At 35.5% G+C, this 13928-nt stretch carries 14 protein-coding genes; 10 read left to right on the top strand and 4 right to left on the bottom strand.

The features are described 5' to 3' along the window. Positions 1–385 precede the first annotated feature (385 nt). The 7 genes from ACFSUL_RS02970 (at position 386) to pepF (ending at position 7599) form a co-directional block, all read left to right on the top strand. Positions 386–1588 carry a putative glycoside hydrolase gene (locus tag ACFSUL_RS02970; protein WP_377932884.1) on the top strand — a complete coding sequence of 401 codons (1203 nt, stop codon included), beginning with the start codon at positions 386–388 and terminating at the stop codon, positions 1586–1588. Between the two features lie 280 nt (positions 1589–1868). After that, positions 1869–2441 (top strand): GNAT family N-acetyltransferase, encoded by a 573-nt coding sequence (locus ACFSUL_RS02975; protein WP_377932559.1) that lies wholly within the window; start codon positions 1869–1871, stop codon positions 2439–2441. 312 nt (positions 2442–2753) lie between these two features. Continuing rightward, complete coding sequence (spxA, locus tag ACFSUL_RS02980) at positions 2754–3149, top strand: transcriptional regulator SpxA (RefSeq protein WP_071414001.1); 396 nt, start codon at positions 2754–2756, stop codon at positions 3147–3149. A gap of 189 nt (positions 3150–3338) precedes the next feature. Continuing rightward, positions 3339–3479 (top strand): hypothetical protein, encoded by a 141-nt coding sequence (locus ACFSUL_RS02985; protein ID WP_377932561.1) that lies wholly within the window; start codon positions 3339–3341, stop codon positions 3477–3479. Positions 3480–3705: 226 nt separating this feature from the next. Continuing rightward, the gene (gene mecA, locus ACFSUL_RS02990; RefSeq protein WP_377932563.1) at positions 3706–4377 is read left to right on the top strand and encodes an adaptor protein MecA; all 672 of its coding nucleotides are present in this window, start codon (positions 3706–3708) and stop codon (positions 4375–4377) included. 121 nt (positions 4378–4498) lie between these two features. Further along, positions 4499–5716, top strand: a complete 1218-nt coding sequence (locus ACFSUL_RS02995) for a competence protein CoiA (RefSeq protein ID WP_377932565.1) — start codon at positions 4499–4501, stop codon at positions 5714–5716. 53 nt (positions 5717–5769) lie between these two features. Beyond that, entirely contained in the window at positions 5770–7599 is a 1830-nt protein-coding gene (pepF, locus tag ACFSUL_RS03000) for an oligoendopeptidase F (RefSeq protein WP_377932567.1), read from the top strand. Between the two features lie 754 nt (positions 7600–8353). Here pepF and ACFSUL_RS03005 read toward each other — a convergent pair. The 4 genes from ACFSUL_RS03005 to ACFSUL_RS03020 all read right to left on the bottom strand — a co-directional run bounded on the left by ACFSUL_RS03005 (position 8354) and on the right by ACFSUL_RS03020 (position 11365). Continuing rightward, positions 8354–9217 (bottom strand): ClpXP adapter SpxH family protein, encoded by an 864-nt coding sequence (locus ACFSUL_RS03005; protein WP_377932569.1) that lies wholly within the window; start codon positions 9215–9217, stop codon positions 8354–8356. Then, positions 9210–9605, bottom strand: coding sequence for a globin domain-containing protein (locus ACFSUL_RS03010; protein WP_377932571.1), 396 nt, complete (start codon positions 9603–9605; stop codon positions 9210–9212). Before ACFSUL_RS03010 ends, ACFSUL_RS03005 begins: the two co-directional genes overlap by 8 nt. 402 nt (positions 9606–10007) lie before the next feature. Further along, positions 10008–10649 carry a lytic transglycosylase domain-containing protein gene (locus ACFSUL_RS03015; RefSeq protein WP_377932573.1) on the bottom strand — a complete coding sequence of 214 codons (642 nt, stop codon included), beginning with the start codon at positions 10647–10649 and terminating at the stop codon, positions 10008–10010. A 134-nt stretch (positions 10650–10783) separates the two neighbouring features. Beyond that, positions 10784–11365 (bottom strand): CYTH domain-containing protein, encoded by a 582-nt coding sequence (locus tag ACFSUL_RS03020; protein WP_377932575.1) that lies wholly within the window; start codon positions 11363–11365, stop codon positions 10784–10786. A gap of 160 nt (positions 11366–11525) precedes the next feature. On the opposite strand from ACFSUL_RS03020, the gene ACFSUL_RS03025 reads away from it, so the two are divergent. The 3 genes from ACFSUL_RS03025 (at position 11526) to ACFSUL_RS03035 (ending at position 13925) form a co-directional block, all read left to right on the top strand. Further along, a complete protein-coding gene (locus ACFSUL_RS03025; protein ID WP_377932577.1) occupies positions 11526–11897 on the top strand; it encodes a UPF0738 family protein in 372 nt (123 codons plus the stop codon). A gap of 529 nt (positions 11898–12426) precedes the next feature. After that, entirely contained in the window at positions 12427–13071 is a 645-nt protein-coding gene (locus ACFSUL_RS03030) for a GTP pyrophosphokinase (protein ID WP_377932579.1), read from the top strand. Positions 13072–13121: 50 nt separating this feature from the next. Then, a complete protein-coding gene (locus tag ACFSUL_RS03035; protein WP_377932581.1) occupies positions 13122–13925 on the top strand; it encodes an NAD kinase in 804 nt (267 codons plus the stop codon). Positions 13926–13928 lie beyond the last annotated feature (3 nt).

The following is a 13928-nucleotide window of genomic DNA, read 5'->3' on the forward strand; positions in this document are numbered from 1 at the left end:
CTTATAAAAGGCCACCAAGCAAAAGCGCGGTAGCCTATGTTACCCCAACATTTGACGTAGAACCTAGTATATTCACTACCCTGAATTCAATAACCTGCTTCTTTTTTACAATTCCATTACATAAATTAATAAGGTAATGCGATAGTTAATTGACCTAGAGGAATAGAACCTATAGTTACAAGAAGACAGTAGTGCTTTTCTCTGATACACGGATCCCCTTTCACTCTAAGAGAGGTTGCTGTTAATTTTTATAGGAGTGACATTTCCTTGGAAATTTCGACAGGATGGGTGAAAATTCTCTTTCTTTTCACGTTGTTCCCTTGGTACAATAAGAAGAGTGAAATTAATAGAATGCGTGGTCAATAGATTTAAAGAGGAGAGATTAATAGTGAAATGGAGTAAAATAGCAGCATCATTGGGCTTAGCTACTTTATGTTTTCTACCGTTTGGATCTGCACAAGCAGAGGATGGGAAAGTTACTGGGAAGGAACTTTCTTTAAGAGAAACATCCTTACAAGTTAAAACTTTACCAGAGGCGATGCCTCGTTTCGTATACGACTCAGGGTTTACTTTTGAGTATCCAGATGCTGTAAGAGGTATCTATGTTACTGGACACTCAGCTGGCGGTGGTCGTTTTGAGCAGTTAACGAAATTATTAGATAAAACAGATTTAAATGCGATGGTAATAGACATTAAGGATGATTGGGGGAATTTAACATATGAACCGGAAGCTTCTTCTCCGTATGCTAGTATTGGCCAACCATATATAAAAGATCCTAAACAACTTTTGAAGAAAATGGAAGAAAAGAAAATTTATCCGATTGCAAGGGTAGTGGTATTTAAAGATTCCGTTCTTTCCAAAGCGAAACCAGAACTTTCATTCAAAAATGGAAGCCAAGTTTGGAAAAATGGTAGTGGGGAATCTTTTGTTAATCCTTTCATGAAAGAAGTGTGGGATTATAATGTTGGAATAGCAATCGAAGCAGCAAAAATGGGATTCCAAGAAATTCAATTTGACTATGTAAGGTTCCCAGAAGGTTTTGAAACACGTGACAAAGAGTTAACGTATAATGGTGGTCCTTATGCAGAACGAAATTCCACTAACGTAGAAAAACGGGTTCAAGCTGTAACAGATTTTGTGGAATATGCCAAGAAGAAGCTTGAGCCATATGGAGTTAAGGTTTCTGTCGACATTTTTGGTTATACAGCAACACTCCCAGAAGCACCTGGTATCGGACAAAACTTTTCAAAAATTTCGGAGCACGTTGATGTTATTTCGTCTATGATTTATCCGAGTCATTGGACATCTTATTTTGGAATAGCAAAGCCTGATTTGGAACCATATAAATTAGTTAAAGAATATGCAAAGGTGGAGAAAGCCAAAATTGCAAAGCTTGATAATAAACCTATTTCTAGACCTTGGATACAGGATTTTACAGCTTCATGGTTAGGGGCCGGGAACTATAAAGTTTATGGTAAAGCAGAAATAGAAGCGCAAATTAAAGGTCTCCAAGACGAAGGGATAAATGAATTCCTTTTATGGGATGCAGGGAACACATATACAGAGGGTGTTGACTATACACCATAAGCAAAACGTCCACAATCGTTAGTGATTGTGGACGTTTTTTATTCGGAAATACTTAACATAAAAGAATAAAGCAGATTTGACATTTTTCGGATTATTGCTATCATAATATTGGAAACATTAACCACAGTTATGCCACAACCTACCTCTTCAAAGGTGATTCCTTTGATAACTCACTTTATCTAAACCTACGGATAAAGCTAACACCTAACATAATCAAACTGAATTCGGAGAAAATAGTTGTATTCCGTTAGTCAACAAAAAATTGTGAAGGAGTAGATCCATGCATTGGTATGAAAAGTTAAATCAATATTTTCCACAAGAAGAAATGAAATCAAAAGAGCATATGGAAGCTTTATTAAAAGAACGCAGTGATATTTACCATAAAGACGAAGGAAAGTACCATGTGTTAATGTATGCTGAGTTTGAAAAGTTCATATTTGTTGATTACGTTTTTGTTTCGAAGGATGCTCGAGGTCAAGGACTTGGCCATAAGTTGCTGGAAAAGCTTAAACAAAAAGCGAAGCCAATTATTCTTGAAGTAGAACCAGTCGATTATGATGATTCAGACACAGAAAAAAGATTGAAATTTTATAAGCGTGAAGGCTTCGAACACGCAAAAAATATCGGTTATAAGCGCCGGTCCTTAGCAACAAATAAAATAAATGAAATGGAAATCCTTTACTGGGCTCCAGGGGATGAATCGGAAGAGTTAATATTTGAATCTATGCAAAAAACATATGAGTTAATACACACTTATAATGATGAAAAATTCTATGGCGCATCATATCAGCCGGTTGATGAAGTGCTTGAAATTAGCGAAGACAAGCAAAAAGACATGTTGGAAAATATTTAATTTTGTATGAAAACCTAAAAACCTTATTGCTTTTTCATTCGCAATAAGGTTTTCTAAATGATAATATTTTATTCACTTTTACGTTTAAATAATAAATGTATGTGGTATAGTTTATTGTAAGCATTCTGATAATCATTTGTGAAAGTTATGTGTAATTAATATGACAAATTGCTTGAAACTATATTCAATAGAATTGTTTTAGGGTATAATACATAATAAGGATTTCTTCTTTAAAGTGATTTTAATTTAGGTGTAAATATAATGAAGTTTTCCTATAAATTATTCTAAATTTTTAAGGGAGTGTGAATGACCGTGGTAACATTATACACTTCACCTAGTTGTACATCTTGTCGTAAGGCAAAAGCTTGGTTAGAAGAGCACGAAATTCAATATAAAGAACGAAATGTTTTTTCTGAGCCTCTAAGTATCGATGAAATTAAAGAAATTCTTCGTATGACTGAGGATGGTACAGATGAAATTATCTCTACTCGTTCTAAAACATTCCAAAAGCTAAATGTTGATTTAGAAACATTACCTTTACAGGATTTGTTCGAACTTATTCAAAAAAACCCAGGCTTGCTGCGTCGACCAATTATTCTTGATGAAAAAAGATTGCAGGTCGGGTACAATGAAGATGAAATTCGTCGTTTCTTACCAAGGAAAGTTCGTACGTTCCAACTGTTAGAAGCACAAAAAATGGTGAATTAGTATATCCATATATATGGAACATTACATTGACCTATAAATTAAAAGGGCTGTCCTCAAAAGATGTTGAACACCTTTAGAGGGGAGCTTTTTTTCTTATGTATAATACTGCATGTCTTACACGTAATATTATATAAACAGGGAAAATAACCGGTGACTTCTAGTGACAGCTTAACGAGGGGGCCGCTCCTGATGGAAGTTAAACTTTATCCCGTATTAACAGCTAGTAAGCCTCTTTCATATTTCAAGAGGCAACAAGTTGTAAACGCCCGATCAGTTCAACTAATCATTAGTGCGGAAAACCACCACACAAAGTTAAACTTTATCACTTGAATTTTCTGCAAATATTCGCTAAAATGACAAAAACACGATGAAAAGATAAAATGGTTGGGTTAAAAAATGGGTACTCTTTTTATTCCATTTTCACTCTTTTTATCATAAAATAGAAGTACAAGGTACAGACTAATTAAAAAGTATGGTAATCTTCACCAACAGTCAGAGCAGGAAGCTCAGAGGGTGTAGTCCCTTCACAACTGAAGCAAGAAGGGAGAGGTGTTAAATGGAAATAGAACGCATAAATGAAAATACAGTTAAATTCTATATTTCATATGGAGATATAGAAGAGAGAGGTTTTGATCGCGAGGAAATTTGGTACAATCGCGATAGAAGTGAGGAACTTTTCTGGGAAATGATGGATGAAGTTCATCAGGAAGAGGATTTTGGAATTGAAGGTCCACTTTGGATACAAGTTCAAGCATTAGATAAAGGTCTTGAAGTGCTTGTAACGAGGGCACAAGTGACAAAAGATGGTCAACGTTTTGAATTGCCAATACCGGATGAGAAATTAAAAGAACTTCCTGTTGATGAACGAATGGAAGAACTCCTCGATCAACACTTTCAAATTAAGGAAAATGAAGAAGAAAATGCTGAAGTTTCCTTAGATTTCACACTAAAGTTTAACGACTTTGAGGATGTCATTTCTCTGTCTAAGCAAATGGTTTCGCTTTCTTTCGAGAACTTAACCACGAAATTAATGGCCTATGACAATACCTATTACGTATATGTCGACTTTGCTGAAGATCTCTTTACAGAAGAAGAAATGGATAATATTTTAAGCATTATGCTTGAGTACGGGGATGAAACTCGTATGACTATACATCGATTAGAAGAATATGGTACATTAGTAGTTCCTGAAAATGTATTTCAAACAATTACTACACATTTTTCATAATAAGACTGCCGGTTTCATGTTGAAATCGGTATTTTTTTGGTTACTTTTTAAAATATAACTTGTCACATTACCTCCTGTTTGAGTAGAATAGATACAAAATATAAAAAAGGGAGGCAAACAGTTGTTAACAGCTCTTACCGAAAGCAATAAAATAGTTAACACGCTAAATTTTACACGATTACAACTTAAATCACTTACAACGATTAAGAATCAATTTTATTGTCCTCATTGTAAATCACCTTTGCAATTAAAGGTTGGCTATCAAAAAATCCCCCATTTCGCCCATATTTCTACAAAAACATGTTCTTTCACCAATCAATCAGAATCAATTCAACATTTAACAAGTAAAAAGCTACTTTATGACTTATTAAAAACGAAGTATGATCAAGTACATCTTGAACATTATTTTCATAATGTTGAGCAAATAGCGGATATATGGTTAGAAACAGATACAGATTCGATTGCTATAGAGCTTCAGTGTTCTTCAATCTCTATTTCCGAACTAAGAAGGAGAACAAAAGGTTATTTGTCATCAAGAATACAGCCACTGTGGATCCTAGTTCAGCCTATTACCCACAGACTCCCCCTTTCGCTAACTTCTTTCCAACAATCTTTTATTCGGTATTCATCAACATTAGGGTATTTTTTACTCCAATTTTCCCCAGAAGAACGCCAATTCAATATTTATACACACCTTGTTCCTATATCACTTACTAAATTTAGCGGTAATAAAACCATACTCCCTTTAACAGGATTTTCCTTTCCGATAACATTATCACAAGTAAATCAAACTATTTGTTTAACGCCGGAAGATTGGTGGCGGTATCGAAAAAAGTGGAGTGCAAACAAAATTGGCTTCAGTGGGAGAAGAAAGGATTTGTTTTTACAAGAGGTTTACAATGATGGAGATATTTTTCAGTATTTACCTGCATATATTGGTCTCCCAGTCCCCCATATGATCCTTATAAAAAATCATCCTATTGAATGGCAATATTATATATGGAAAGATATCCTTAAAGGCAAAATGATACGTAGTAATATAAGGGTGTCGGAAGTGGTTAGTACATTGAAAGAAAGAATCAAGAAAAATAACCTCGTACTTAGGAATTTTCCATTTATTCGTACTCATCGATATGATTTGACCTATATTGTTCAGCAATATTTATTTTTACTACAAGAGTTAGGGATACTAGTAGAAGTGCAACAAAATATTTTTCAACTGATTCAGCCTTGGCAAACCTTTCAAACATTTGATGAAATGGAAGGATATAATGATGAGTTATTTTTAAAATGGAAGCATATATTAAATAGAACAAAGTTGCAGGAAAAGTCTTTTTAAGAGAGAATATGATTATAAGGAATTTTCTGTGTATTACGGAATGGAGGATTACGATGACAAAAGATACAGCGACAAAAAAATTACCAAATCGTGATGAGGTAGCAGAAAACTTAACTTGGAGATTAGAAGACATTTTTGCTACCGATGCTGATTGGGAACAAGAATTTAAGAAAATTAAAGAGCTTAGTACTAAAGCAGGGGAATTTAAAGGAACTCTAGGGGAAAGTGCTGAACAGCTTTACAACGCTTTATCGTTCCAAGATGAGATTATGGAACGGATGGGTAGGCTTTATACATATTCTCATATGCGTTATGACCAAGATACCACAAATTCTAATTATCAAAGCTTTGATGATCGGGCACGGAATCTTTATACTCAGCTTTCAAGTGAATTTGCTTACATGGTTCCAGAGGTATTGGCGATAGAGGAAGATAAGTTGAACAGATTTTTAGAGGAGAAAAAAGATCTACAACTTTATAAGCATGCACTGGAAGAATTAAATTTGCAGCGTCCACATATTCTATCAGCGGAGCAAGAAGGCTTATTAGCTCAAGGTTCTGAAGTATTGAGTGCTGCTAGCAATACATTTGGCATGTTAAATAATGCAGACTTAGAATTTCCAAGCATTAAGGGTGAAGATGGAGAAGAAGTAGATGTAACACACGGTCGTTATATCACTTTCTTAGAGAGTGGAGATCGTCGTGTCCGAAAAGACGCATTTAAAGCAGTGTATGAGACTTACGGAAAGTTCCAAAATACATTTGCCTCTACGTTAAGCGGCACTGTTAAAAAGGATAATTTTGTGGCAGAAGTGAGAAATTATGATTCTGCACGTCATGCCGCATTATCAGCTAATAATATTCCAGAGTCTGTATATGATAACCTTGTGGATACAGTAAATAAAAATTTAAACCTTTTACACAGATATGTGAAGTTGCGTAAAAAAGTATTAGGTGTTGAAGAGCTTCATATGTATGACCTTTATACGCCATTAGTGAAAGATGCAAAGATTGAAGTCAGTTATGATGAGGCAAAAGACTATGTTCTAAAAGGACTAAAACCATTAGGAGAGGAATACTTAGGCATTTTAAAGGAAGGGTTTGAAAACCGCTGGGTAGATGTAGTGGAAAACAAAGGAAAACGTAGCGGTGCCTATTCTTCTGGGGCATATGGTACAAATCCTTATATTTTAATGAACTGGCAAGATAATGTGAATAATTTATTTACATTAGCCCATGAATTTGGACACAGTGTTCATAGCTACTACACGAGAAAGTCACAGCCTTACACTTACGGAGATTATTCTATCTTTGTTGCAGAGGTTGCATCGACATGTAACGAAGCATTGTTAAATGATTATCTCTTAAACACTATCGATGACGACAAAAAGCGTTTATACTTACTAAACCACTATTTAGAGGGCTTTAGAGGTACTGTATTCCGTCAAACAATGTTTGCTGAATTTGAGCATTTAATTCATAAGAAAGCACAAAATGGTGAGGCGTTGACTTCGGAATTACTTACAAAAGAATACTATGCACTAAATGAAAAATACTTTGGTAAAGAAGATATTGCTATTGACGAGGAAATTGGCTTAGAATGGGCAAGAATTCCTCATTTCTATTACAATTACTATGTTTATCAATATGCAACAGGTTTTTCGGCGGCAACAGCGTTAAGCAAGCAAATTTTAGAGGAAGGCGATAATGCTGTGGAGCGTTATGTGGAGTTCTTGAAGTCAGGAAGTTCTGACTACCCAATTGAAGTGTTGAAAAAAGCAGGAGTAGATATGACGACTGCAAAACCAGTGGAAGATGCATGTAAAGTATTTGAAGAAAAATTAAATGAGATGGAACAGTTATTGGACAGAATAGAAGGGTAAGAACAAAGACCTTGAACAGCTGGAGTTTTAGGTGACGTAAACCATTCTTACGCAAAATTTTATCCATAATTGAACAGTCTATAATCTAAACATTAAAAAGAAGACCGATTAGTGCCTGCACTGAATCGGTCTTCTTTTTAATGTTATTGTGTCGAACCTTTAGTGAACGAAGGAATGTTATTGTTTTGATGAAAATGAGTTTATTAGAAAGTTCCTCCGTTATACCAATGAATTGGAATAGAGTTTTTAATACGAGGTTGAAATAGAGGATTAATTACTCTTTCTATTGTTAAATCCCCGAAACCTTTTACGTTCATTGAAGGATAAAGTGAGTAGAAGAAGTGACACAAATAATATTGGCGAAGTGATGTAAATTGGAATGACTTGCATTATACCGAGTATGTTCAAAAAGAAACTTATAATGACCAATAATAAAAGGATAATAAATTTTAATCGTCGTTGTCCCAAACTATTCACTCCTGTATTCAAGGTCTTTAGTATAATTTATGATGATCGACACGATTACATTCAAGGATTTTGACAATATTGTGAAATAACGTACAAACTACTTGTCAATACAAGTTTAGGAGTGATATATTAGGACTGTGAAGTTGATCACAAGCAAACATATACCCCTTTGTTTGACCGTGAAAAATTTCTCCCATCCCCTTTGTTCGTATGGAAAAGCCGATGTCAATTGGACATCGGCTTTTCTTTTATAAAATAATATTTTTTTGGCGTAAAATTAATAGAATTAAGACAGGAATCTCCAAAATGTTCCGTGTTTAGCTGGAACCTTCTCTACTTTTTGTTGAAGCATCCATTTCTTCATTTTCATTTTTACTTGAGAGAGGGGCATGTCATAGACAACAGCAATCTCTTTTTCTGCAACTAGCTTGTAGTATTGCATAAATTGTTCTAATGCAGGTAGCTCTTGTCTTGTTGGTTTTTCCGCCAGCAATTCCTCCAATATATGAACATATACCTCATAGGAATACACACCTGTAACCTTTAGTCCTTCATCTTCAATATTTTCATTAAAGAAAACAAGTGTTGGTATTTCATCAACTTCCATTTCAGAAGTGATTTTTAAATCGCATTGAAATGCTTTAGATGCAGAATCTCCGTGTATATCATTCATAAATTCATCAAGATCTAATTGGACGTCTGCTGCGCATTGTTTTAACACATTAAAATTTGAGATATCTAGTTTTTCTAAAAATAGTACTTCTTGCAGCTTTCGTAAAAATTTTATTCCTGCATGCTTCCCTTGTAGCTCCGCTGCTTTAATAGCAATAGAGGCAATAAAGGGAGATTCGATAGGATTTTCCATCCAAAGGTTTCCATCACAGGACATTCCGGAGCGGCTTGCTGCTTTTTCCCATTGTTGTGCAAGGGTTTCGTGCTTTCTCTTTGCGTTGAGGTTTAATGATGCCAGCTGCCCACTTACAATATAACGAATTTTAAAATATTGGCCATACTCGATATGGAGCTTTTTTAATGTCGGTTCCAATGCCCAGCATTCTGGACATAGAGGGTCAATAAACATATATATTTCCACTGGTTTCTTTTCGGGACGGCACCAATTCGGGTGTGCCCCATTTATATGCTTAGTCAAGGTCTTCACCATTTTTCGTATTTACCATATGATGAGCAGTCAATACTAGCCTATGGAAAAAATCTTCTCTTATAGGGCCCTCTAAATTGACCTCATCCATTGCTTTATGCATACATTCAAGCCATGCCTTTGCTTTTGATTCTGTAATTGGAAATGAGAGGTGTCTTGCTCTTAGCATTGGATGACCGTGTTCTTCTGTGTATAAAGGTGGACCACCTAAATATTGTGTTAAAAACTGTTTTTGTTTTCGGGCTGTTTCGGTTAGATCATCCGGAAAAATGGGTGCTAATTCTGGATGGTTACTTACTCTTCTATAAAAAGCATCAACTAGCATCGAGAGCTTTTTTTCGCCGATAAGTTCATAGGGCTTCATCGGTTTCTCGATCATATAAATGACTCCTTTTTCCTAAGATTGTATATTAATTTTAGCAAGGGTTTCAGGATATCTCAAACAAATAGACTTACAGTAAATAATTACAGTACTTTTGTGCTGTGAAAGAAGTTGGTACCGTTTCATTATATGTAGAATCATCGACTACTATTAATAAGGAAGAGCTAATTGTAAGTATTATATATTTTGATAAAGTCCTTGGTATTTTCTCTATTAACGTCATTGTACCTGTCTATTTAATACAGAGGCTGTTTTCGTAAAGTTTGTTGTTTGATCGTTTTTTTCCACTGTTGTTAAAAGCAATAATCTTTTAGGGAACAGCCAATACAAAAAAGAAGACTATTTCCATGTGAAATAGTCTTCCAATTTCCGTATTAGTAGTAATACGAGTACTTTACATTATGCTAAATAAGTTTGCGTAACTTTTTGAACATAGTTCGTTGTTTCTTTAAATGGAGGGATGCCGTTGTATTTATCAACGTTTCCAGGACCCGCATTGTAAGCAGCTAGTGCAAGTTCGATATTGCCATTATAGCGGTCTACCATTTGTTTTAAATATTTTGTTCCTGCAAAGACATTTTCCTCAGGGTCAAAAATATTATTTACTCCTAAGCTACGAGCGGTGCTAGGCATTAACTGCATAAGACCGGATGCTCCTGCTGGGCTGACAGCATTACTATTGAAATTAGATTCATGTTTAATCACAGATTGTATAAGTTTTTGCGGTAAACCATATTTATCAGCAGCTTTTGTAATAATATTTTCTATATCAACAGGAGCCTTCCAGTCCGTTTGATTAGAAAGTGATGGAAGACTTGTTAGTTTTCTTGTCATAGAAGGAGTAGATGGTGAATTTACCAGTTGTTGTACAACGCCTAATTTGCTTAGACTGCTGGTAGAAAGGTTTCCCGAACTCAACGCACTTGTCAATAAATTTTGGAATAAACTATTATTACTTTTGCTTGAAGAATTATTATTAAATGATGAGAAATTATTTATAGCTTGAAGTTCCATCATTGTTTTTAATTGCTGGACGTTCATTTGTTAGCTCCTTTACTTTGTCACAGGCTCTTTTCTCATAGAATATTGTTTTTACTTATGAACTCTGCCCGCTGATTAAACTTAGTTTATAGTTGAAAAGCAATAAACTTTAAGAAAACAACCTTGTTATCTATCTATTGTTGCCGTAACTTTGCATTATAGAAACGTTTAACTTTGTTCTCTGTTTTACGAGTGGGGATATTTCTTTCTTCTAGTAGAGAAAGAAAACGCTTTTGTCCGGCGTCATAATCCTTTACTTCATATTCTAGCTCATAATCTTCGACATTCATATAGAAACTTGCATCAAAAACAAGTAAACCATTCTTATATTCTATTTCTGCTCTTTTCGTTGTTAAAGTACCAAAATAATGTAATTGCTTTGTGGGAATTCCTAAAGATTGAAGTGTGTTGTTTACTTCTCCGAATGGGAATACGCCATCGTTTAGTAAAGCTTCTGCTTCTTCTTTTTGTAAAGTTTGATTTGTTTCTAATAACCCTTCTTCTAGAGGTGTCTTTAATGTAAGTGTATAGGTGTCCTGTTTAGAACGAATTCTTAATGCCGATTGCCTGTCTTTTAACGCAAAATTATTTGTATCAAAATAGTGATTTTCTTGAAAGGTGAAAAGAGACTCGTCGATTTTGAAATAGTTGAGTAGGGAAAAATACTCTTCTTTTGTTAATAAATTCTTGAATTCGATTTCTATCTCTTGAGACAATGGAAACTTCCTTTCTATTTTTGTTTTGTCAGGATGGGATGCATTTACTAGTATACATCGTAATAATCAATTTTAGGAGACGTAGATTATCCTTAGATGTTCTACTACTAATTATGGTAAAATACAGTTGATTGTTTTATAGGAAGGATGAGTGTTAATTATGAGAAAAAAGATTGCATTTCAAAAAGCAACAATAGAGAATGAAACGCTTATTTTACATACGGATCAAAGTGAGCTTTTAAAAAATACGGAAGCTGCTGGACAGGTGATTGTTGATTCTGATCAATTTGCATTTGTTTATTTAGCAGAAAATCCTGATGAATATGTTTATTTATACTTAGAAGAAAATATATGGAATGATCTGAAAGTGGCATTAAAGGAAAAAATGACTATTACGGCAAAAGCGGACGGAGTTACATTAGTGCTAGAAGGTTTACAAGAAGAACTGGAATACTTGGTAAGTAATATTGAAGGAAATGGAAACTACGGCGAGGAAATGGTTCAAAAAGTTGAATCTGTTTTCTTAGCTTGATTTAATTATTGTCTAGCTCCAGCGGCTAGAGGCTCGAGTCATAAGCCAAGTAGGCCAAAAAGGCAAAAAGCGCCTTTCTGGCCTACTCGTCTTATGCTTGCCGCCTCTGGGCAAGCCGCTTGCGCTTTTCGTATTGTCTAGCTCCAGCGGCTAGAGGCTCGAGTCATAAGCCAAGTAGCCCAAAAAGGCAAAAAGCGCCTTTCTGGTCTACTCGTCTTATGCTTGTCGCCTCTGAACGAGCCGCTTGCGCTTTTCGTATTGTCTAGCTCCAGCGGCTAGAGGCTCGAGTCATAAGCCAAGTAGCCCAAAAAGGCAAAAAGCGCCTTTCTGGTCTACTCGCCTTATGCTTGTCGCCTCTGGGCAAGCCGCTTGCGCTTTTCGTATTGTCTAGCTCCAGCGGCTAGAGGCTCGAGTCATAAGTCAAGTAGCCCAAAAAGGCAAAAAGCGCCTTTCTGGTCTACTCGTCTTATGCTTGTCGCCTCTGGGCAAGCCGCTTGCGCTTTTCGTATTGTCTAGAAGAGGTGAAAATATGAATCACTGGGATCAATTTTTAGCTCCATATAAGCAAGCAGTAGATGAGCTGAAAGTGAAACTAAAAGGGATGAGAAGGGAATATGAATTCAGTGACACGCACTCCCCAATAGAATTTGTTACTGGTAGAGTAAAGCCGATGGCGAGTATATTAGATAAGGCTAATCAAAAAAATATAAAACTAGAAGCATTAGAAACAGAAATGCAGGATATAGCCGGTTTACGAATGATGTGTCAGTTTGTTGATGACATATATGTAGTAATAGAAAGGTTAAGAGCAAGAAATGACTTCCGTATTATTGAAGAGAGAGATTACATTTCACACAAGAAGCCGAGTGGTTACCGCTCCTTTCATGTAGTTATCGAATACCCTGTGCAAACAATACAGGGGGAAAAGAAGATTCTAGTGGAAATTCAAATTCGTACTCTTTCGATGAATTTTTGGGCAACAATTGAGCATTCTCTTAATTACAAATATAAAGGACAATTTCCTGAAGAAATTCGTCTACGCTTAAAACGTGCCGCTGAAGCTGCATTTCGTTTGGATGAAGAGATGTCTTTAATACGCGAAGAAATTCAAGAAGCTCAAGCATTATTTACAAAAAAGAAAGAAAATGATAAGCGGTCACAGAAAAAAGATTAGACATGCATGTTCTACAGGAATTTCATTAAATGACAAAGGGTGTATAATTCATGAAATTTGCCATTACGTCAAAAGGTGATTCAAAATCTAACACTTTAATGCATAAGATGAGGACCTATTTACAAGATTTTGAGCTTACATATGATGAGGAGCAGCCGGACATTGTCATATCTGTCGGAGGAGACGGGACACTTCTATATGCTTTTCACCGCTATAGTTCTAGGTTAGATAAAACGGCATTTGTAGGGGTGCATACAGGTCATTTAGGATTTTATGCTGATTGGGTACCAGAAGAAATTGAGAAGCTTGTCATTGCAATTGCAAAAACTCCGTATCAGATTATTGAGTACCCACTTCTGGAAACAATTATTCGTTATCAGCATGGTGGAAAAGAAACAAGGTATTTAGGATTAAACGAATCAACGGTTAAAAGTGTTGAAGGAACACTTGTAATGGACGTTGAAATCCGTGGAGAACAATTTGAACGTTTTCGCGGTGACGGCTTGTGTCTATCTACGCCATCTGGTAGTACGGCATACAATAAAGCGCTTGGTGGGGCAATTATTCATCCGTCGTTACCATCTCTACAATTAGCGGAAATGGCATCTATTAATAACAAAGTTTTTCGAACAATAGGGTCCCCATTAATACTACCTGCACATCATACATGTATGTTAAAACCGGTAAATAGTCCAGATTTTCTTGTCACGATTGATCATCTATCATTACTTCATAAAGATGTTAAGTCTATTCAATATCGAGTAGCAGATGAAAAGATTCGCTTTGCTCGTTTCCGTCCGTTTCCTTTCTGGAAAAGAGTACATGATTCATTTGTTTCCGATGAGAAAGATTAAAGA

Source organism: Bacillus seohaeanensis (genome assembly GCF_042684945.1).
GTDB lineage: Bacteria > Bacillota > Bacilli > Bacillales > Bacillaceae_B > Rossellomorea > Rossellomorea seohaeanensis.

What these genes read in the sequence shown, in the direction of transcription:
- ACFSUL_RS02975 (WP_377932559.1), top strand. Translation starts at nt 1,869, where the DNA reads ATGCATTGGTATGAAAAGTTAAATCAATATTTTCCACAAGAAGAAATG.
- ACFSUL_RS02985 (WP_377932561.1), top strand. Translation starts at nt 3,339, where the DNA reads ATGGAAGTTAAACTTTATCCCGTATTAACAGCTAGTAAGCCTCTTTCA.
- mecA (WP_377932563.1), top strand. Translation starts at nt 3,706, where the DNA reads ATGGAAATAGAACGCATAAATGAAAATACAGTTAAATTCTATATTTCA.
- pepF (WP_377932567.1), top strand. Translation starts at nt 5,770, where the DNA reads ATGACAAAAGATACAGCGACAAAAAAATTACCAAATCGTGATGAGGTA.
- ACFSUL_RS03010 (WP_377932571.1), bottom strand. Translation starts at nt 9,605, where the DNA reads ATGATCGAGAAACCGATGAAGCCCTATGAACTTATCGGCGAAAAAAAG.
- ACFSUL_RS03015 (WP_377932573.1), bottom strand. Translation starts at nt 10,649, where the DNA reads ATGAACGTCCAGCAATTAAAAACAATGATGGAACTTCAAGCTATAAAT.
- ACFSUL_RS03025 (WP_377932577.1), top strand. Translation starts at nt 11,526, where the DNA reads ATGAGAAAAAAGATTGCATTTCAAAAAGCAACAATAGAGAATGAAACG.
- ACFSUL_RS03030 (WP_377932579.1), top strand. Translation starts at nt 12,427, where the DNA reads ATGAATCACTGGGATCAATTTTTAGCTCCATATAAGCAAGCAGTAGAT.
- ACFSUL_RS03035 (WP_377932581.1), top strand. Translation starts at nt 13,122, where the DNA reads ATGAAATTTGCCATTACGTCAAAAGGTGATTCAAAATCTAACACTTTA.